At 40.9% G+C, this 18372-nt stretch carries 23 protein-coding genes and 1 pseudogene; 19 read left to right on the top strand and 5 right to left on the bottom strand.

All coding sequences use genetic code 11. The features are described from left to right. Positions 1–67: 67 nt before the first annotated feature. Entirely contained in the window at positions 68–2002 is a 1935-nt protein-coding gene (locus DK861_RS01780; protein ID WP_109399083.1) for an ABC transporter ATP-binding protein, read from the bottom strand. Between the two features lie 121 nt (positions 2003–2123). Between DK861_RS01780 and kefG the strand changes: the two genes are divergently transcribed. From kefG to slyD, 4 genes are all read left to right on the top strand, one after another. Beyond that, positions 2124–2675 (top strand): glutathione-regulated potassium-efflux system ancillary protein KefG, encoded by a 552-nt coding sequence (gene kefG / locus DK861_RS01775; protein ID WP_109399082.1) that lies wholly within the window; start codon positions 2124–2126, stop codon positions 2673–2675. Then, on the top strand, positions 2675–4537 hold the full coding sequence (kefB, locus tag DK861_RS01770; protein ID WP_109399081.1) for a glutathione-regulated potassium-efflux system protein KefB: 1863 nt from the start codon (positions 2675–2677) through the stop codon (positions 4535–4537). The genes kefG and kefB overlap by 1 nt, the downstream gene beginning before the upstream one ends. Before the next feature lie 4 nt (positions 4538–4541). Further along, entirely contained in the window at positions 4542–4745 is a 204-nt protein-coding gene (locus DK861_RS01765) for a YheV family putative zinc ribbon protein (RefSeq protein ID WP_006534684.1), read from the top strand. 88 nt (positions 4746–4833) lie between these two features. Then, positions 4834–5463 carry a peptidylprolyl isomerase gene (gene slyD / locus DK861_RS01760; RefSeq protein WP_109399080.1) on the top strand — a complete coding sequence of 210 codons (630 nt, stop codon included), beginning with the start codon at positions 4834–4836 and terminating at the stop codon, positions 5461–5463. Between the two features lie 80 nt (positions 5464–5543). On the opposite strand, the gene DK861_RS01755 is transcribed toward slyD, so the two are convergent. Next, positions 5544–5762: a SlyX family protein gene (locus DK861_RS01755; protein WP_023583298.1), complete on the bottom strand. Its 219-nt coding sequence runs from the start codon at positions 5760–5762 to the stop codon at positions 5544–5546. 458 nt (positions 5763–6220) lie between these two features. Between DK861_RS01755 and fkpA the strand changes: the two genes are divergently transcribed. Next, complete coding sequence (fkpA, locus tag DK861_RS01750; protein ID WP_109399079.1) at positions 6221–6970, top strand: FKBP-type peptidyl-prolyl cis-trans isomerase; 750 nt, start codon at positions 6221–6223, stop codon at positions 6968–6970. 56 nt (positions 6971–7026) lie between these two features. On the opposite strand, the pseudogene DK861_RS01745 reads toward fkpA, so the two are convergent. The 3 genes and pseudogenes from DK861_RS01745 to DK861_RS18125 form a co-directional block, all read right to left on the bottom strand. Continuing rightward, positions 7027–7271: pseudogene (locus tag DK861_RS01745) on the bottom strand (EamA family transporter); the annotation flags it as partial. Continuing rightward, the gene (locus DK861_RS18130; protein ID WP_162556749.1) at positions 7228–7368 is read right to left on the bottom strand and encodes a hypothetical protein; all 141 of its coding nucleotides are present in this window, start codon (positions 7366–7368) and stop codon (positions 7228–7230) included. The pseudogene DK861_RS01745 and the gene DK861_RS18130, both read right to left, overlap by 44 nt. Before the next feature lie 144 nt (positions 7369–7512). Continuing rightward, entirely contained in the window at positions 7513–7671 is a 159-nt protein-coding gene (locus DK861_RS18125; protein ID WP_157955979.1) for a hypothetical protein, read from the bottom strand. A gap of 347 nt (positions 7672–8018) precedes the next feature. Here DK861_RS18125 and DK861_RS01740 point away from each other — a divergent pair, with 347 nt between their 5' ends. The 14 genes from DK861_RS01740 to rplL all read left to right on the top strand — a co-directional run bounded on the left by DK861_RS01740 (position 8019) and on the right by rplL (position 18077). Continuing rightward, positions 8019–8723 (top strand): transcriptional regulator, encoded by a 705-nt coding sequence (locus tag DK861_RS01740; RefSeq protein ID WP_072064772.1) that lies wholly within the window; start codon positions 8019–8021, stop codon positions 8721–8723. 9 nt (positions 8724–8732) lie between these two features. Next, the gene (gene tusD, locus DK861_RS01735) at positions 8733–9128 is read left to right on the top strand and encodes a sulfurtransferase complex subunit TusD (protein WP_072064770.1); all 396 of its coding nucleotides are present in this window, start codon (positions 8733–8735) and stop codon (positions 9126–9128) included. Continuing rightward, entirely contained in the window at positions 9129–9497 is a 369-nt protein-coding gene (tusC, locus tag DK861_RS01730) for a sulfurtransferase complex subunit TusC (RefSeq protein WP_109399078.1), read from the top strand. A 31-nt stretch (positions 9498–9528) separates the two neighbouring features. Then, positions 9529–9822 (top strand): sulfurtransferase complex subunit TusB, encoded by a 294-nt coding sequence (tusB, locus tag DK861_RS01725; RefSeq protein ID WP_006534698.1) that lies wholly within the window; start codon positions 9529–9531, stop codon positions 9820–9822. A gap of 127 nt (positions 9823–9949) precedes the next feature. Then, complete coding sequence (gene rpsL, locus DK861_RS01720; RefSeq protein WP_004236497.1) at positions 9950–10324, top strand: 30S ribosomal protein S12; 375 nt, start codon at positions 9950–9952, stop codon at positions 10322–10324. A 99-nt stretch (positions 10325–10423) separates the two neighbouring features. Then, entirely contained in the window at positions 10424–10894 is a 471-nt protein-coding gene (gene rpsG / locus DK861_RS01715) for a 30S ribosomal protein S7 (protein WP_004246897.1), read from the top strand. Positions 10895–10972: 78 nt separating this feature from the next. Then, positions 10973–13087: an elongation factor G gene (gene fusA, locus DK861_RS01710; protein WP_109399077.1), complete on the top strand. Its 2115-nt coding sequence runs from the start codon at positions 10973–10975 to the stop codon at positions 13085–13087. Positions 13088–13154: 67 nt separating this feature from the next. Further along, a complete protein-coding gene (tuf, locus tag DK861_RS01705) occupies positions 13155–14339 on the top strand; it encodes an elongation factor Tu (RefSeq protein WP_006535489.1) in 1185 nt (394 codons plus the stop codon). A gap of 273 nt (positions 14340–14612) precedes the next feature. After that, positions 14613–14990, top strand: a complete 378-nt coding sequence (gene secE / locus DK861_RS01700) for a preprotein translocase subunit SecE (protein ID WP_006534701.1) — start codon at positions 14613–14615, stop codon at positions 14988–14990. A 7-nt stretch (positions 14991–14997) separates the two neighbouring features. Beyond that, positions 14998–15543, top strand: coding sequence for a transcription termination/antitermination protein NusG (nusG, locus tag DK861_RS01695; protein WP_004246900.1), 546 nt, complete (start codon positions 14998–15000; stop codon positions 15541–15543). 146 nt (positions 15544–15689) lie between these two features. Further along, positions 15690–16118, top strand: a complete 429-nt coding sequence (gene rplK, locus DK861_RS01690; protein ID WP_006534703.1) for a 50S ribosomal protein L11 — start codon at positions 15690–15692, stop codon at positions 16116–16118. 4 nt (positions 16119–16122) lie between these two features. Then, positions 16123–16824, top strand: coding sequence for a 50S ribosomal protein L1 (rplA, locus tag DK861_RS01685; protein ID WP_072064767.1), 702 nt, complete (start codon positions 16123–16125; stop codon positions 16822–16824). Between the two features lie 326 nt (positions 16825–17150). After that, positions 17151–17648 carry a 50S ribosomal protein L10 gene (gene rplJ, locus DK861_RS01680; protein WP_006534706.1) on the top strand — a complete coding sequence of 166 codons (498 nt, stop codon included), beginning with the start codon at positions 17151–17153 and terminating at the stop codon, positions 17646–17648. A 63-nt stretch (positions 17649–17711) separates the two neighbouring features. Further along, positions 17712–18077, top strand: a complete 366-nt coding sequence (gene rplL / locus DK861_RS01675) for a 50S ribosomal protein L7/L12 (RefSeq protein ID WP_023583093.1) — start codon at positions 17712–17714, stop codon at positions 18075–18077. The last annotated feature ends 295 nt before the right edge of the window (positions 18078–18372 follow it).

Below are 18372 nucleotides of genomic sequence, written 5' to 3'. Positions count from 1 at the left end.
ATTGAAGGGTAAAAATAAAGGAACGATTTTAAGTGAAATAGTTCCTTTATTAATGAATTGCGTTGTATTACTGGGCTTCAAATGCGTTTGTCATTTCTTCCAGCGTTTCTTGTAATTCCATCCACTCCATTTCAACTTCTTCAAGTGCTGACTTTGCGATACCTTGTCGGCTTAAACAATCTGAAAGCTCATTTTTACGGCTGATATCGTAAATGCCACTGTCAGAAAGTGCTGTTTCAATGAGGGTAAGCTCTTGGCTGAGTTTATCCATTTTACTTTCTAAGGTAGTCAGTTTTTTACGTAGCGGTTGAGTTTGTTGTCTAAACTCGGCTTCTTTACGTTTTTGTTCTTTTTTGTCTTGCGCACTTAAATTGGCGGTTGCCGTAGCATTGCCATTCTCTTGTTGGCTCTTATTTGCCTGTGTCTCTTGACGATTTTGATCAACTAACCATTGTTGGTAATCATCAAGATCGCCATCGAATGATTCAACTTGACCATCGTGAACAAGATAGAGGTCGTCAGTGGTTGAACGTAATAAATGCCTATCATGCGATACGACTACAATTGCCCCTTCAAAGCTAATTAAAGCTTGGGTCAGTGCTTGGCGCATATCTAAATCAAGGTGGTTTGTTGGCTCATCCATTAATAGCAAATTAGGGCGTTGCCAAACTAAAAGTGATAAGACCAAACGTGCCTTTTCACCACCAGAAAATTGACCACAAGCATCAGTGACTTTATCGCCATGGAAACCAAATCCCCCCAAGTAATCACGTAATTTTTGTTCCGTTTCTTTGGGCGCTAAACGAGTTAAATGTTGTAGTGCCGATTCATCAGAGCGTAAAAACTCTAATTGATGCTGGGCAAAATAACCAAGCTTTATACCTTTAGAAAGAGCCAATTTCCCTTGTAATGGTTGAATTTCACCTGCAAGTAATTTAATCAGTGTTGATTTACCTGCACCATTGCGCCCTAATAATCCAATACGTGAGCCAGGAACTAAATTGAGTTTGATGTCATTAAGAATAACTTTTTCACCATAACCCGCGCTGACTTTCTCCATTGATAAAAGTGGATTAGGTAAACTTTCGGGTTGGCGGAAACTAAATTGGAATGGGTTATCTGAATGTGCAGGAGCGACTCGTTCCATTCGTTCAAGCATTTTGACACGGCTTTGGGCCTGTTTTGCTTTTGTCGCTTTTGCTTTAAATCTATCTATAAAACTCTGTAAATGTGCAATTTTGGCTTGTTGATTTTCAAACAAAGCTTGTTGTTGTGCGAGTTTGGTTGCACGTTGCATTTCAAACGAAGAGTAGTTACCCGAATATTCAAAGATTTTTTCTTGCTCAATATGTAATATTTTATCCACGATAGGATCAAGAAAATCACGGTCATGGGAAATTAAAATAAGTGTGCCTGTGTAGCTTTTCAGCCATTTTTCTAGCCAAATAACAGCATCTAAATCTAAGTGGTTGGTGGGTTCATCGAGTAGTAGTAAATCAGATCGACAAATCAGCGCTTGTGCTAAGTTTAAACGCATTCTCCAGCCACCTGAAAATGATTTTACAGGTTCACTAAGCTGCTGTTGGCTGAAACCTAAACCATTTAGTAAGGTCGCTGCACGAGATTGTATTGTCCATGCGTTTATTGCATCTAATTGCCCATGTATTAGTGCAATGGCGTGGCCATCATTTATCTCGTTAGCTTTTTGTAATCGTTGCTCTAACTGGCGATATTCTCTATCACCATCAATAACATAATCAATAGCCGGTACATCAAGTGCCGGTGTTTCTTGGTTAACCCATGCCATTGACCATGTACTAGGATAGGTGACATTGCCTGCTTCTGCTTGAAGTTCACCTTTTAATAAAGAGAGCAATGTGGTTTTACCACAACCATTTTTGCCGACTAGACCAATTTTTTGCCCTGGATTAATGGTTGCACTGGCATTATCCAGTAACACTCTGACGCCACGGCGAATTTGCAAAGAAGAAAAAACAATCATAAATATCGTCTATTAAGAGTATGTAAATTAATATATAGAGTAAGTTGTTCGTAACAGTTGGTCACAATGCGTGCATGGTAACGGAAAAAACAGTTTCTGACACGTTTTGTAAGGAGGAATGATGTCAAACGCATCAAATGTATTACTGGTGTATGTTCATCCCGAGCCGCGCCAATCAGTCGCCAATAAAGCGTTATTAAAAGCGGTAAGGGATTTAGAGAATATAACTATCCATGATTTATATGCTACTTATCCTGATTTTTTTATTGATATACACCATGAACAATCCTTGTTGTGTAAGCATCAAGTGATCGTTTTTCAATTTCCATTGCAAACATATAGTTGCCCTGCGTTATTAAAAGAATGGCAAGACAGAGTGTTAACACGTCCATTTGCGAATGAAAGTGGACGGTCACATTTAAAAGGGAAAGCATTCCGCTGTGTTGTGACCACCGGTGAACCTGAATATGCTTACCAACATAATGGAAAAAATCACTATACACTCACAGAACTATTACGTCCCTTGGAATTAATGGCAGAAATGTGTGGTATGCGCTGGCTACCACCCATGATTGTGTATTCAGCAAGACAACAATCTAAAACAACACTGACCCATATTGGTGAAGCTTATCGTCATTGGTTAAGTGCGCCACTTGAAGGGGAGCAAGCTTAATGGAAGATAATTGGATGATTAAGGCGGTGCTCTTTTTCCTGTGTGCTGCTGTCGTTATGGTACCTATTGCTCAACGTCTTAAAATTGGTGCAGTACTCGGTTATTTGATTGCTGGGATTGTCATTGGACCTTGGGGATTCGGACTGTTTAAAGATGTTGATGATATCTTGCATTTTTCTGAGCTAGGTGTGGTCTTTTTAATGTTCCTTATTGGTTTGGAATTAAATCCAGCTAAGTTATGGGAATTGAGACGTGCTATTTTTGGTGTTGGTTCAATGCAAGTGGTATTAACCGCTTCTATTTTTTCAGGGCTCATTCTCGTTTTTACTTCTTTTTCATGGCAGGCTGCTGTTATTGGTGGATTAGGTATTGCGATGTCTTCTACGGCGATGGCATTGCAACTTATGAATGAGAAAGGAATGAACCATAATGAAGGCGGGCAATTAGGTTTTGCTGTTTTACTTTTCCAAGATATGGCGGTTATTCCTATCCTTGCCGTTATTCCTTTGTTAGCCGGAGAAACGGCAAGCAGCGATTGGTATCGAATTGGGTTGAAAGTAGCTGCTTTTGCTGGATTGCTGATTTGTGGGCGTTATTTATTACGTCCACTCTTACGCTTAGTTGTGAAATCTGGAGTAAGGGAAGTTTTTACTGCGGCTGCGCTACTTGTTGTATTAGGTGCTGCTATCTTTATGGAAACCCTAGGTTTTTCTATGGCAATGGGAACCTTTATTGCAGGGGTGTTATTGGCAGATTCAGAATATCGACATGAATTAGAGATCTCTATTGAACCTTTTAAAGGTCTTCTATTAGGACTCTTTTTTATCTCTGTCGGTATGTCTTTAGATATCGGTATTTTATGGCGTTATCTTCCACAAGTATTATTAGGTGTCTTAGTGCTGGTTATTGTGAAAGCATTGATACTTTATAGTATTGCTTGGTTAGCCAGATTACGTTTTTCTACGCGCTTACAATTTTCAGCTGTATTAAGCCAAGGTGGGGAATTTGCGTTTGTTGTTTTCTCGACATCTATGGCAATGGGTGTATTAGAAAGTCAGCAAATGGCATTATTGTTGGTTGTTGTCACGCTTTCTATGATGACAACGCCACTTGTGATGCAAATGACAGACGCTGTATTATCTCGCCGTTATAATGAGCCTAAAACAGACGAACAGCCTTTTGTTGAAAACAATCATCCAGAAGTTATTCTTGTTGGTTTTGGTCGAATGGGACAGGTTGTAGGACGCTTATTAATGGCGAACAAGGTTAATGTCACGGTATTAGAGCATGATGTCGGAAGCATAAGCACCATGCGTAAATACGGCTATAAAGTTTATTACGGTGATGCAACCGATCTCAATCTATTGCGTGCAGCGGGTGCGGAACACGCAAAAACGATTGTAATCACTAGTAATGAACCTGAAGCGACGATGGAAATTGTTCATCTCTGTCAGCGACACTTCCCTAATTTGCATATTATTTCCAGAGCGAGGGGACGTGTTGAGGCTCATGAATTGCTTAAAGCAGGTGTAACAGATTTTAGCAGAGAAACATTTTCTAGTGCTTTAGAGTTAGGGCGTAAGACATTAATTGAATTAGGTATGCATCCTCACCAAGCTTATCGAGCACAACAGCATTTTCGTCGTTTGGATATGCAATTACTTAGAAAGTTGGTGGATGAATCACCTGAAGAAGTTTCCAATGTTTCTCGTGTAAAAGAAGCAAGGCGAGAGCTTGAAGAACTTTTTAGTGAAGAAATTCGTCAAGAGCATCACCAACCGGATATTTGGGATGAGTCTTTAACAGAGGATATTCCTCAAATAAGTAAAGAAAAAAGATCTATTGATAAACAGGAGAACTGACCCCATGTCTGCAACCCGTAAACGCTTTATTGCAGGAGCTGTGTGCCCACACTGTCAAGCTCAAGATACACTTAAAATGTGGCGTGAAGATAAAGTGGATATTGTGGAATGTGCGAAATGTGGCCATCAACAACGGCAAACAGAGGGTGAAGTTAACTCACTTGTTCGTAAAAATGAACAAGTCATTGGGATCTTTACACCACAATAATTATAGGTTTTTTGATATAACCCGATACAGAAGATTTATTTTTCGTTACAATCGGGAAAATTTTGCCCACGGGTATGTAGGAGATGTCATGAAAGTAGCAAACGACTTGGTAGTTAGTCTGGCTTATCAAGTAAGATCAGAAGACGGTGTTTTAGTTGATGAGTCCACGGTGAGCGCACCGTTAGACTATCTGCATGGCCGTGGTTCTTTAATTAGTGGTTTAGAAAATGCATTAACAGGTCGCGAAGTCGGTGAGAAATTCGACGTAGAAGTGGCTTCTGATGATGCATATGGTCAATATGACGAAAACTTAGTTCAACGCGTACCGAAAGATGTTTTTGTGGGCGTTGATGAGTTAGAAGTTGGTATGCGTTTTCTGGCTGATACCGACCAAGGTCCAGTACCAGTAGAAATTACAGGTATTGAAGGTGACGAAGTTATTGTTGATGGTAACCACATGTTAGCAGGTCAAAACCTGAAGTTTCATGTTGAAATCGTTGCAATTCGTGAAGCGACCGAAGAAGAATTAGCTCACGGTCACGTACATGGTGAAGAAGAGCACGAATGTTGTGGTGGCCACGGTCACGGTGAAGAAGGCGGATGCTGTGGCGGTGGTCACGGTCATGGTCATTCACACGGTGAAGAAGGTGGATGCTGTGGCGGCGGTCATGGTCACGGTCATGGCCACGGCAATGGCGGTTGTGGTTGTCAGCACTAATCTTTCTTTGAAAAGATCAAAAGGAGCGTTTAAGCGCTCCTTTTTTGTTTTCAGCTTTGATATTAACAGCGAACAACAACTCAATAGTGAGGTGGAGGTGTTTCATCCTCAGGTCTAGCAAGTATTGAGGTTTGAGAATTTTTTAGGCGCTCAGAAACAATTTTTAAAGCTTCTTTAAAGCGGCTGATTTCAATTTGTTGCTGTGTGACCACCTGATTTAATTCTTCAATAGTCGCATCTTGGAAAGCAACTTTGCTTTCTAATTGAATGAGCAATCGCTCTACTTCCTTAATATCCATTGTGTTTTTCCTCCTTTAAAATGTCCTATTACGACGACTATGACTAACAAACTTGCGAAATTTAATCTTATTTACTGATATATACACAGGAAGACATAAATCTGGTTTGAGATAAAAGACTATTTTGCTAATGTGGTAGCACTCAGTGCTGACAAAAATCCTAACATTAACTGTTAAGAGTGTCGGCAAAATTTTTTAAATTCATATAAAATTGCTACCCGTAGATGAGGTTTATACTCTGAATATTCGAGGTGCGACTAGGCGACAAGTGAATAAGTCACTAAGAACATACATCGTATGTGACTCGTGCAAATAAACTCAGTCAACAACTCGACAACTTGAAGTATGACGAGTACATACCGCAACGACAGCAAGAAGTGATGCAAAACGTTTTAGTGAAGGTCTATGATGATCGTTTGCAAAACGTAGCGACTCACTAACATATACTGGAGAATGGGATGAAATCTTTATTAAAAACGACGTTGTTGGCAACCAGTTTAGCTTTCGCATTCAGTGCACCGCATGCATTCGCTGAAGAAGCAGCTAAAGTGCCAACACTAAATAGCGCATTTAAAACTCAAAATGAGCAAAATGCCTATGCGTTAGGGGCGTCGATGGGTCGCTATATGGAAGCTGCATTACAAGAACAAAAAAATATTGGTATTACTTTAGATTCTAAACAACTGTTAGCAGGTGTTCAGGATGCATTTAATAGTAAATCAAAATTATCAGATGCTGAAATTGAATTAACATTAGCGGCTTTTGAAGATCAAGTCCGTACTGCAGCAACGGCAAAAATGGAAAAAGAAGCGACTGAAAACAAAGCTGCTGGTGATAAATTCCGCACAGAATTTGCTGCTGAAAAAGGTGTGGTAAAAACAAAATCCGGTTTACTGTATTTAGTTGAAAATCCAGGTAAAGGAAAAACACCAACAGATGCTGACCGTGTTACTGTAAACTACAAGGGTATGCTGATTGATGGTAAACAATTTGATAGCTCTTATGAGCGTAAAGAACCTCTGACAATTAGCCTGAAAAGCGTTATTCCTGGTTGGACTGAAGGTATGAAATACATTAAAGAAGGCGGTAAAATCAAATTAGTTATTCCACCTGAATTAGGTTATGGACAACGTGCAACTAGCGGTATTCCAGCTAACTCAACCTTAGTGTTTGAAATTGAATTACTGAGTGTTGAAAGCGACAAGTAATTTATTTATAAAGAAAAAATGCTGACATAAATGTCAGCATTTTTGTTTCTAATACATTATTTATTAACACATATAGTATTAATCGATTTTTTCTTCAATAATGGTTGTATTGTTTTTTTAAATACAAACAGCAAACCAATAATAATAGCCCCATTCCTACTAAGCTAAGTAGCGACATCTTATTGCCCAAGAAAATATAATCCATTAAGGTTGTCACTCTGGGTACTAAATAGAATAAGCTCGTGACATTAACTAAGTTACCGCCTGAGAGTAAGCGGTATAATAGCAAATGAGCTACCATTATCTAAGCCCCAACGAGAAAAGATAGCACCGCTATTCCATAATAAAACAAATAATGTCGTTGGACCGAATCTCGCCCAATATTGACGTAAATACATGATGATACACCTGTAAAATGAGCAGTAAGATAGCTTGATTATTTTTAGTCATGGTTGGCGATTGATAAAACATCAATAAATAAACGTAAATAACACATCAATTTAGTCTGTTGGTTAAATACGCGATTAAGCCGATTAAATAGATCAAGCGATGCAAGTTGCAACAATAACCGTTGTATTGACTACAACCTCTTTCATAGGTTGAGGTGGTGGAAAGAGAGTTTCAATAGGCATAGAAGCGACAGAAATTAATCCTATTATTGATGAAGTTTGCTGAGATTGGCATATCATCAGTATATTCATGGGATTAATCACTCGTTAAAATAACAATAAATTGGAATATAGGTAATCTATTCAATAGAGTCAATTTTTATCCTTCTCACGCCTAAAAAAGGAATTCTTCAAAAATAAAAAGAGGGGATGAGTACAAAATATGAAGAAAAATGAAAAAAGCTGTGACCTATCACAAAGCTCTTATTTTAAGTCACTTGACGTAGATCTTCTGACGATCTAACGTCAGAATCGTTCTTAATTCTGTTTTTATATTTAAATTTTTTCAATATTGAATTGATCCGCAATGACGAATCGTTATAAAAAATAGAACCTCAAGTCATTATCATAATTAAAGCCTTTAAGGATTATATAATCAAATGTCTAGCCCGTTATTTAATGGTGACAGCAGCGAGTTTGAAAAACTAGATAGCCGACCTTTTACTCAAACTGATCACGAAATATTGAAGTCCTATGAAGCAGCCGTGGATGGTTTGGCTATGCTCATTGGCAACCATTGCGAAATTGTATTGCACTCTCTGGAAGATTTGAAATGTTCAGCGGTTAAAATCGCCAATGGAGAACACACGGGTCGTAAGATTGGCTCTCCAATTACCGATTTGGCATTACAAATGTTACATGATATTACAGATGAAGATTCAAGTTTTTCAAAGGCTTACTTTACTAGAGCGAAAAGTGGTGCATTGATGAAATCAATCACGATTGCTATTCGTAATCGTGAGCGTCGAGTCATTGGTTTATTGTGTATCAATATGAACCTTGATGTTCCATTCTCTGAAGTAATTAAAACCTTTATTCCTGAAGAAACACATGAAGTTGCATCTGATGTTAACTTTGCCTCATCAGTTGATGATTTAGTGGCTCAAACATTAGAGTTCACGATTGAAGAAGTAAATAATGATCGTGAAGTCGCGAATAATGCCAAGAATAAGCAAGTTGTGTTAAATCTTTATGAGAAAGGTATTTTTGATATTAAAGATGCCATTAATCAGGTTGCAGACCGCTTAAATATTTCAAAACATACTGTGTATCTTTATATTCGCCAATTTAAAAATGGAGAATAAGGCAACATTATGAGTTCCTTGACATATTGTTTAGTGGTTACGGGGCCTCATTACGGAACTGAACAAGCTTCAAGTGCCTATTTATTCGCAAATGCCCTTATTGAAAAAGGGCATCAAATTGCACAAATTTTCTTCTATCGAGAAGGTGTTGTGAATGCTAATAAATTGGTATCGCCTGCAAATGATGAATTTGATCTTCCTAAAGCGTGGGTTGCGTTGGCGAAAAAACATCAAATCCCCTTACATGTTTGTGTTGCTGCGGCATTGCGTAGAGGAATTATTGATAAACAACAGGCCAAAGAACTGGAAATGATGAACGATAACATGGCACCTGAATTTGAGTTAAGTGGTTTGGGTTCACTGGCTCAAGCTATGTTGACTTGTTCTCGTGTGGTGCAATTTTAAATGAAGAAAATGAATTCAGTTGCCTTCCTTTTTACTCAAGCACCTCATGGTAATAGTGCGGGTCGAGAAGGTTTGGATGCTTTACTAGCAACCTCAGCCTTAACAGAAGATATTGGCGTTTTTTTTATCTCTGATGGTGTATTTCAACTCGTTGAAAATCAACAGCCTGAAGGGGTGTTATCCCGTCATCATGCAGCAACATTTAAAGTGCTACCCTTGTATGATGTGACAAACGTCTATATATCACTGAAAGACATGGTTCATCGTGGATTATCCTCTCAAACTTCTTTTGTCTTAGATGCACAGATGATATCCCAACAAGATATTGCTCAAAAATTGAGTGAATATGATGTGGTATTGCGCTTTTAATACAGAAGTTAGTCAGGAAGGTTGAACGGTTATGTTGTATACTTATTCCGTCTCTATTTATCAAAGTGATTTAGAGACTTTTTTATCTTTATTGACAAAAGAAGATGATGTTTTGTTAATACAAGATGGTGTACTGGCAGTTCTTGAAGAGAATCCCTTATTAAAATATTGTCTTCAACAGCAAATTTCAATTTACGCATTAATTGATGATGTTTTGGCTAGAGGCTTAAAAGATCAAGTATCTCATCATATTAAACTCATCAATTATGGTGATTTTGTCGATTTAACGGTAAAACACCCCCAACAAATTCATTGGGGAGCGTAGAATTGCTGTATAATTCTTGACACATGAGCCCGTCAGCAATAAAATTCTGCGTCCTCATGTTTTGTCTTGTTGACAAGACAGAGTTCAAATCCGTGTTTACGAAGCAAAAACCAGGAGCTTTTTTTAAATGGCAACTATTAATCAGCTGGTACGCAAATCTCGTAGCTCGAAAGTTGTTAAAAGCAACGTTCCAGCTCTGGAAGCTTGCCCGCAAAAACGTGGCGTATGTACTCGTGTATATACTACCACTCCAAAAAAACCAAACTCAGCACTGCGTAAAGTATGCCGTGTGCGTTTGACTAACGGTTTCGAAGTTTCTTCCTACATCGGTGGTGAAGGCCACAACTTGCAGGAGCACTCCGTAATCTTAATCCGTGGTGGTCGTGTTAAAGACTTACCAGGTGTGCGTTACCACACTGTTCGCGGCGCGCTGGACTGTTCTGGTGTTAAAGACCGTAAACAAGCTCGTTCTAAGTACGGTGTGAAGAAGCCAAAGGCTTAATGGTTCTCCGTTAAGTAAGGCCAAACATTTTTTCACCAATAATGTCAAAATAAACTCATTGAGTTTTGGACAACCCTGAATTTTAAACGGAGTATTTCCATGCCACGTCGTCGTGTAATTGGTCAACGTAAAATTCTGCCAGATCCTAAGTTCGGATCAGAACTGCTGGCTAAATTTGTAAACATTCTGATGGTAGACGGTAAAAAATCTACTGCAGAATCTATCGTATATAATGCGCTTGAGACCCTGGCTCAGCGTTCAGGCAAAACTGAACTGGAAGCGTTCGAAATCGCATTAGATAACGTACGCCCTACTGTGGAAGTTAAATCCCGCCGTGTTGGTGGTTCAACTTACCAAGTTCCAGTTGAAGTACGCCCAGTTCGTCGTAATGCATTAGCAATGCGTTGGATTGTTGAAGCTGCTCGTAAACGCGGTGATAAATCCATGGCTCTTCGCCTGGCAAATGAATTATCTGATGCGGCTGAAAACAAAGGCGCTGCTGTTAAGAAACGTGAAGACGTTCACCGTATGGCAGATGCAAACAAGGCGTTCGCACACTACCGTTGGTAATCCACGGAGTATCGCAACTCTTTTCAGGACAGCTCTGCTGTCCTTTACCTGAATTGAACGCCCACGAGAGAGGAAAAAATGGCTCGTCAAACCCCCATAGCACGCTACCGTAATATCGGTATTAGTGCGCACATCGATGCCGGTAAAACCACTACAAGTGAACGTATTCTGTTTTATACCGGTGTAAACCATAAAATTGGTGAAACTCACGAAGGTTCAGCAACAATGGACTGGATGGAGCAGGAGCAGGAACGTGGTATTACTATCACATCCGCAGCAACTACTGCATTCTGGTCTGGTATGGCTAAACAGTTTGAGCCTCACCGTGTAAACATCATCGACACCCCAGGACACGTTGACTTCACAATCGAAGTAGAACGTTCTATGCGTGTTCTTGATGGCGCGGTTATGGTTTACTGTGCAGTTGGTGGTGTTCAGCCTCAGTCAGAAACAGTATGGCGCCAGGCTAACAAATATCATGTACCACGTATCGCGTTCGTTAACAAAATGGACCGTATGGGTGCAAACTTCCTGCGTGTTGTTGAACAAATCAAAACACGTCTGGCAGCAAACCCAGTTCCACTGCAAATTCCAGTAGGCGCTGAAGAACATTTCACCGGTGTTGTTGATTTAATTAAAATGAAATCAATCCGTTGGAATGAAGAAGACCAAGGTGTTACCTTCGAATACGAAGACATTCCTGCAAATCTGCAAGATTTAGCTGAAGAATGGCACAACAACCTAGTCGAATCAGCAGCTGAAGCATCAGAAGAACTGATGGACAAATATCTGGGCGGCGAAGAACTGACAGAAGCAGAAATCAAAGCTGCTCTGCGTAAACGCGTTCTAGATAACGAAATTATCCTGGTTACCTGTGGTTCTGCGTTTAAGAACAAAGGTGTTCAGGCAATGCTGGATGCGGTAATTGAATACCTGCCAGCACCAACAGATGTTCCTGCAATTAAAGGTATGTTACCAGACGGTAAAGATACTCCAGCAGAACGTCATTCAAGCGACGATGAGCCATTCTCATCTCTGGCATTCAAAATCGCAACTGACCCATTTGTTGGTAACTTAACATTCTTCCGTGTGTACTCTGGTGTTGTAAACTCAGGTGACACAGTTCTGAACCCGGTTAAAGACAAAAAAGAACGTTTTGGCCGTATTGTTCAGATGCATGCTAATAAGCGTGAAGAAATTAAAGAAGTTCGTGCAGGCGACATCGCTGCTGCTATCGGTCTGAAAGACGTTACTACAGGTGATACTCTGTGTGCAATTGAGGCACCAATCATCTTAGAACGTATGGAATTCCCAGAGCCAGTAATCTCTGTTGCTATCGAACCTAAGACTAAAGCTGACCAAGAAAAAATGGGTATCGCTCTGAACCGTCTGGCTCAGGAAGATCCATCTTTCCGCGTATCAAGTGACGAAGAAACTGGTCAGACTATCATTGCTGGTATGGGTGAGCTGCACTTAGACGTGTTAGTTGACCGTATGCGTCGTGAATTTAAAGTTGAAGCGAACGTAGGTAAACCACAGGTTGCTTACCGTGAAACTATTCGTGATACAGTAACTGATATCGAAGGTAAGCACGCGAAACAATCTGGTGGTCGTGGTCAGTACGGTCATGTTGTTATCGACCTGTCTCCATTACCAGCAGGTGGTGAAGAGAACTACGTATTTATCAACGATATCGTTGGTGGTGTAATTCCTAAAGAATTCATCCCAGCTGTTGATAAAGGTATTCAAGAACAGCTGAAATCTGGTCCATTAGCAGGTTATCCTGTTGTGGATATTCAGGCTCGTTTACATTATGGTTCTTACCATGATGTTGACTCCTCAGAAATCGCGTTTAAAATCGCCGCATCAATGGCATTTAAAGACGGCTTCATGAAAGCTAAGCCAATTCTGCTTGAGCCAGTCATGAAAGTTGAGATTGAAACGCCAGAAGATTACATGGGCGACGTTATCGGTGACTTAAACCGTCGTCGTGGTATGGTTGAAGGTATGGACGATCTGCCTACCGGTAAGATCATCCGTGCCCAAGTACCACTGGCTGAGATGTTCGGTTATGCAACTGACCTGCGTTCACAAACTCAGGGTCGTGCTTCATACTCTATGGAGTTCTTGAAGTACAACGAAGCGCCTAGCAACGTCGCTCAGGCTATTATCGAAGCTCGTAAAGCGAAATAAGATCCTTTCGAGTTCAATTTAGTTTACGCTCCCTCTATTTGAGGGAGCGATATTAAGGAATATAGTCGTGTCTAAAGAAAAATTTGAACGTTCAAAACCGCACGTTAACGTTGGTACTATCGGCCACGTTGACCACGGTAAAACAACTCTGACTGCTGCAATCACTACAGTTTTAGCTAAAACTTATGGTGGTGCTGCTCGTGCATTCGATCAAATCGATAACGCACCAGAAGAAAAAGCTCGTGGTATCACCATCTCTACTTCACACGTAGAATATGACACCCCAACTCGTCACTACGCACACGTAGACTGCCCAGGTCACGCCGACTATGTTAAAAACATGATCACTGGTGCTGCGCAAATGGACGGAGCTATCCTGGTTGTTGCTGCGACAGATGGCCCAATGCCACAAACTCGTGAGCACATCCTGTTAGGTCGTCAGGTTGGTGTTCCTTACATCATCGTATTCCTGAACAAATGTGACATGGTAGATGATGAAGAGTTACTGGAATTAGTAGAAATGGAAGTTCGTGAACTTCTGTCTCAGTACGATTTCCCAGGTGATGACACTCCAGTAATCCGTGGTTCAGCACTGAAAGCACTGGAAGGCGAAGCAGAGTGGGAAGCAAAAATTGTTGAATTAGCAGAAGCACTGGATTCATACATCCCAGAACCAGAGCGTGCAATCGACAAACCATTCCTGTTACCAATTGAAGACGTATTCTCAATTTCAGGCCGTGGTACAGTAGTAACAGGTCGTGTTGAGCGTGGCGTAATCAAAGTTGGTGAAGAAGTTGAAATCGTTGGTATTAAACCAACAGCGAAAACAACTTGTACTGGCGTTGAAATGTTCCGTAAATTACTTGACGAAGGTCGTGCAGGTGAGAACGTAGGTGTTCTTCTGCGTGGTACTAAACGTGAAGAAATCGAACGTGGACAAGTACTGGCGAAACCAGGTTCAATCAACCCACACACTAAATTTGAATCAGAAGTTTATATTCTGAGCAAAGATGAAGGTGGTCGTCATACTCCATTCTTCAAAGGCTACCGTCCACAGTTCTACTTCCGTACAACTGACGTAACTGGTACTATCGAATTACCAGAAGGTGTAGAAATGGTAATGCCAGGTGACAACATCAACATGATCGTTGAACTGATTCACCCAATCGCGATGGACGACGGTTTACGTTTCGCTATCCGTGAAGGTGGCCGTACAGTAGGTGCGGGCGTTGTTGCTAAAGTATTAGGTTAATTACTCGCGTAATTTCCTAAAAAAGGGCATCAATTGATGCCCTTTTTATGCGTTGTTTGAAAAAGAACCTATCTCATCACTAGTTTGTTGTAAATTATTGGTGAGATAGGCTCTGATACAACGAATCGAGTCCAGTATCTTGCAGATACGAATGTCATAGAGATATGACACTGTGTCAGATGCAATCATAGTTGATTTTATGGTTAGTCTGATTTGTTTTGCTCTTGCGAGGCAAGCTGGCTATTTATTTACATCATAGTGACAGGTTAATTTATGAGTGCGAATAGCGGAGCTCAAGATAGCAAACGCGGTGGTGATATCGCTAAGTGGATCATTACCGTTTTATTGCTGGCAGTAGCAGTGGGTGGCAACTATCTTTACCGTGAATTTAACCTAGCGTTGCGAGCTTTAGCTGTTGTTGCTTTGTTCGTAGCAGCAGGTGGTTTCGCGTTGTGGACAACACAAGGTAAAGCAACGTTAGCATTTGCTCGTGAAGCGCGTATTGAAATGCGTAAAGTAGTATGGCCAACACGTCAAGAAACATTGCAGACAACTCTGATTGTTGCTGCGGTGACGGCTATTGTGTCATTAGTTCTTTGGGGACTGGATGGCATTCTGGTTCGTTTTGTTTCATTTATTACTGGCCTGTGAGGTGTTCATGACTGATTCTCCAAAAAAACGCTGGTATGTCATTCAGGCATTTTCAGGCTTTGAAGGCCGTGTTGCACAGTCTTTGCGTGAACATATCAAATTAAACGAAATGGAAGACTCATTCGGCGAAGTTATGGTTCCAACTGAAGAAGTGGTTGAAATCCGTAGCGGTCAACGTCGCAAAAGTGAGCGTAAATTTTTCCCAGGCTATGTTCTTGTCCAAATGGTCATGAATGATGCGACTTGGCACTTAGTACGTAATGTACCTCGTGTTATGGGATTCATTGGTGGAACGTCAGACAGACCTGCACCAATTAGCGATAAAGAAGTTGATGCGATTATGAATCGCTTACAACAAGTTGGTGATAAACCACGTCCTAAAACACTATTTGAACCAGGCGAAATGGTTCGTGTTAGTGATGGTCCATTTGCTGACTTTAATGGTGTTGTTGAAGAAGTTGACTACGAAAAAAGTCGCTTAAAAGTCTCTGTATCAATCTTTGGTCGTGCAACACCAGTTGAATTAGACTTTAGTCAGGTTGAAAAAGGTTAAACCTTTTTACCTTGCTTTCTTGCAAAAGGTGGAAAAGTTATCTACAATTTTGCACCTTTCGTTTTGAGTTGTTTTGTCATAAGACAGAACAAAGTAAAATCGGGGAGCCCTAGCCGGGCGATATACCCAAATTGAGGAATTAATTAATGGCTAAGAAAGTCCAAGCCTATATCAAACTGCAGGTTTCTGCAGGTATGGCTAATCCAAGTCCACCAGTTGGTCCAGCTCTGGGTCAACAAGGTGTTAACATCATGGAATTCTGTAAAGCATTCAACGCTAAAACTGAAAGCGTTGAGAAAGGTTTACCAATTCCTGTTGTTATTACAGTTTACGCTGACCGTTCTTTCACTTTCGTTACCAAAACTCCTCCAGCAGCAGTTCTGCTGAAGAAAGCAGCGGGCGTGAAATCAGGTTCTGGCAAACCGAACAAAGAGAAAGTAGGTAAAATTACTTCTGCTCAAGTTCGTGAAATCGCAGAAACTAAAGCTGCGGACCTGACTGGTGCTGACGTTGAAGCTATGATGCGTTCAATTGCTGGTACTGCTCGTTCCATGGGCCTGGTAGTGGAGGATTAATCTGATGGCTAAACTAACCAAGCGCATGCGCAATATCCGTGAGAAAGTTGAAGTAACTAAACAGTACGAAATTACTGAAGCTGTTGCTTTACTGAAAGAACTGGCTACTGCTAAATTCGTTGAAAGCGTTGACGTTGCTGTTAACCTTGGCATCGATGCACGTAAATCAGATCAAAACGTTCGTGGTGCAACTGTACTTCCACACGGTACTGGCCGTTCAGTTCGCGTTGCTGTATTCGCACAAGGTGCAAATGCAGAAGCTGCTAAAGAAGCAGGCGCTGAATTAGTCGGTATGGACGACTTAGCTGCTAAAGTTAAAGCTGGCGAAATGGACTTTGACGTTGTTATCGCATCTCCAGATGCAATGCGCGTTGTAGGTCAATTAGGTCAAATCCTTGGCCCACGTGGCTTAATGCCAAACCCGAAAGTGGGTACTGTAACGCCTAACGTTGCTGAAGCAGTTAAAAATGCTAAAGCGGGTCAGGTTCGTTACCGTAACGACAAAAATGGTATTATCCATACCACTATCGGTAAAGTTGATTTCAACGAAGCTCAGTTGAAAGAAAACTTAGAAGCTCTGCTGGTTGCGTTGAAAAAAGCAAAACCATCAGCAGCGAAAGGCGTTTATATCAAGAAAGTAAGCCTGTCTACTACTATGGGTGCAGGTGTTGCTATTGATCAAGCTAGCTTGAGCGCGACAGTTTAATCTGAGATTAGACTAAAGTCATAAAAGACTTTACCTTGGCGTCAAATTTGTATAGAATTTGACGCCTTGAGTTTAGCTATGTGGTATTTTATTTAAGTCTACATAACTAAATTCTCTGAATTTCGGTTGGAGTCTGGCCTATCCAGACCCCGTCCAAGACCGCAGGTGTAAGTGATTACTTAATTTTCCTGCGTAGACGGTGAGAGAGCCAATAAAGAATTATATATTCTGGATTCTACTCACCGTGTTTTAGCGCTTATACCATTGTGGTTATAAGTGATGTGAGTCCCGAGTTTTTACTCGGTTAATCCAGGAGCAAGAAGCTAATGGCACTAAATCTTCAAGACAAACAAGCGATTGTTGCTGAAGTCAGCGAAGTTGCCAAAGGTGCGCTTTCTGCAGTTGTTGCGGATTCCCGTGGCGTTACTGTAGCTAAAATGACCGAACTGCGTAAAGCATGTCGTGAAGCTGGCGTTACTGTACGTGTAGTGCGTAACACTCTTCTGCGTCGTGCTGTTGAAGGTACTTCTTATGAAGTACTGAAAGATGCATTTGTTGGTCCAACCTTGATTGCATTTTCTGCTGAACATCCGGGCGCTGCTGCTCGTCTGTTCAAAGATTTCGCGAAAGCGAACCCAGCATTCGAGATTAAAGCGGCTGCCTTTGAAGGTGAGTTTATCCCAGGTTCGAACATCGATCGTCTGGCTACACTCCCAACTTACGATGAAGCAATCGCACGCCTGATGGCAACCATGAAAGAAGCCTCTGCAGGCAAATTGGTTCGCACTCTGGCTGCTCTGCGCGATCAGAAAGAAGCTGCTTAATAGCCAATTTCTTCGTTGCTTTATTTACGTATAAACTTTTTCTGAATTTTAGGAACACTTGTTATGTCTATTTCTAAAGACGATATCTTAAACGCAGTTGCTGAAATGTCTGTAATGGACGTTGTTGAACTGATCTCTATGATGGAAGAAAAATTCGGTGTATCTGCTGCTGCAGCTGTTGCTGTTGCTGCGGGTCCAGCAGAAGCTGCTGAAGAGAAAACTGAATTTGACGTTATCCTGAAAGCTATCGGCGGTAACAAAGTAGCAGTAATCAAAGCAGTACGTGGCGCTACCGGTCTTGGCCTGAAAGAAGCTAAAGACTTAGTAGAATCTGCACCAGCAGCTCTGAAAGAAGGCGTAAGCAAAGATGATGCTGAAGCTCTGAAGAAAGCTCTGGAAGAAGCAGGCGCTGAGGTTGAAGTTAAATAATTTAACTTCCCAGAGTGCAGCCTAACGGCTGATGGCTGGTGATTTTTTGGTCACCAGCCTTTTTGCGCTGTAAGGTAAGAGTAGCTTTTTCACACTTTTTGGCTTTCTCTTTACCTCAATATTTTTTGCTATTGACGACTTAATATACTGTGTTAGTCACTACGATCCACGTTGTCCAAAAGCTCGGTAGTGAGCTCAATGCAATGAAATGATTTAAGAGTAATAGCAATAAGTATTATGGAAAATTACATTTTCCTACCTACAAAAAATAGTGTTAGCAGAATGTCGTGTCGCC

The sequence above is a fragment of the Proteus sp. TJ1640 genome (genome assembly GCF_003144445.1).
Taxonomy (GTDB): Bacteria; Pseudomonadota; Gammaproteobacteria; order Enterobacterales; family Enterobacteriaceae; genus Proteus; species Proteus penneri.
The sequence above is the reverse complement of the archived record's forward strand: the minus strand, read 5'-3'. Positions and strand labels throughout refer to the sequence as shown.

Excerpts from the sequence above, each read along its gene's own strand:
- rpsG (WP_004246897.1), top strand. The coding sequence starts at position 10,424 with ATGCCACGTCGTCGTGTAATTGGTCAACGTAAAATTCTGCCAGATCCT.
- fusA (WP_109399077.1), top strand. The coding sequence starts at position 10,973 with ATGGCTCGTCAAACCCCCATAGCACGCTACCGTAATATCGGTATTAGT.
- tusC (WP_109399078.1), top strand. The coding sequence starts at position 9,129 with ATGAAGAAAATGAATTCAGTTGCCTTCCTTTTTACTCAAGCACCTCAT.
- rplA (WP_072064767.1), top strand. The coding sequence starts at position 16,123 with ATGGCTAAACTAACCAAGCGCATGCGCAATATCCGTGAGAAAGTTGAA.
- DK861_RS18125 (WP_157955979.1), bottom strand. The coding sequence starts at position 7,671 with ATGAATATACTGATGATATGCCAATCTCAGCAAACTTCATCAATAATA.
- rplL (WP_023583093.1), top strand. The coding sequence starts at position 17,712 with ATGTCTATTTCTAAAGACGATATCTTAAACGCAGTTGCTGAAATGTCT.
- kefB (WP_109399081.1), top strand. The coding sequence starts at position 2,675 with ATGGAAGATAATTGGATGATTAAGGCGGTGCTCTTTTTCCTGTGTGCT.
- DK861_RS01765 (WP_006534684.1), top strand. The coding sequence starts at position 4,542 with ATGTCTGCAACCCGTAAACGCTTTATTGCAGGAGCTGTGTGCCCACAC.
- nusG (WP_004246900.1), top strand. The coding sequence starts at position 14,998 with ATGACTGATTCTCCAAAAAAACGCTGGTATGTCATTCAGGCATTTTCA.
- slyD (WP_109399080.1), top strand. The coding sequence starts at position 4,834 with ATGAAAGTAGCAAACGACTTGGTAGTTAGTCTGGCTTATCAAGTAAGA.
- DK861_RS18130 (WP_162556749.1), bottom strand. The coding sequence starts at position 7,368 with ATGTATTTACGTCAATATTGGGCGAGATTCGGTCCAACGACATTATTT.
- secE (WP_006534701.1), top strand. The coding sequence starts at position 14,613 with ATGAGTGCGAATAGCGGAGCTCAAGATAGCAAACGCGGTGGTGATATC.
- tusB (WP_006534698.1), top strand. The coding sequence starts at position 9,529 with ATGTTGTATACTTATTCCGTCTCTATTTATCAAAGTGATTTAGAGACT.
- DK861_RS01755 (WP_023583298.1), bottom strand. The coding sequence starts at position 5,762 with ATGGATATTAAGGAAGTAGAGCGATTGCTCATTCAATTAGAAAGCAAA.
- tusD (WP_072064770.1), top strand. The coding sequence starts at position 8,733 with ATGAGTTCCTTGACATATTGTTTAGTGGTTACGGGGCCTCATTACGGA.
- rpsL (WP_004236497.1), top strand. The coding sequence starts at position 9,950 with ATGGCAACTATTAATCAGCTGGTACGCAAATCTCGTAGCTCGAAAGTT.
- rplK (WP_006534703.1), top strand. The coding sequence starts at position 15,690 with ATGGCTAAGAAAGTCCAAGCCTATATCAAACTGCAGGTTTCTGCAGGT.
- DK861_RS01740 (WP_072064772.1), top strand. The coding sequence starts at position 8,019 with ATGTCTAGCCCGTTATTTAATGGTGACAGCAGCGAGTTTGAAAAACTA.
- kefG (WP_109399082.1), top strand. The coding sequence starts at position 2,124 with ATGTCAAACGCATCAAATGTATTACTGGTGTATGTTCATCCCGAGCCG.
- DK861_RS01780 (WP_109399083.1), bottom strand. The coding sequence starts at position 2,002 with ATGATTGTTTTTTCTTCTTTGCAAATTCGCCGTGGCGTCAGAGTGTTA.
- fkpA (WP_109399079.1), top strand. The coding sequence starts at position 6,221 with ATGAAATCTTTATTAAAAACGACGTTGTTGGCAACCAGTTTAGCTTTC.
- rplJ (WP_006534706.1), top strand. The coding sequence starts at position 17,151 with ATGGCACTAAATCTTCAAGACAAACAAGCGATTGTTGCTGAAGTCAGC.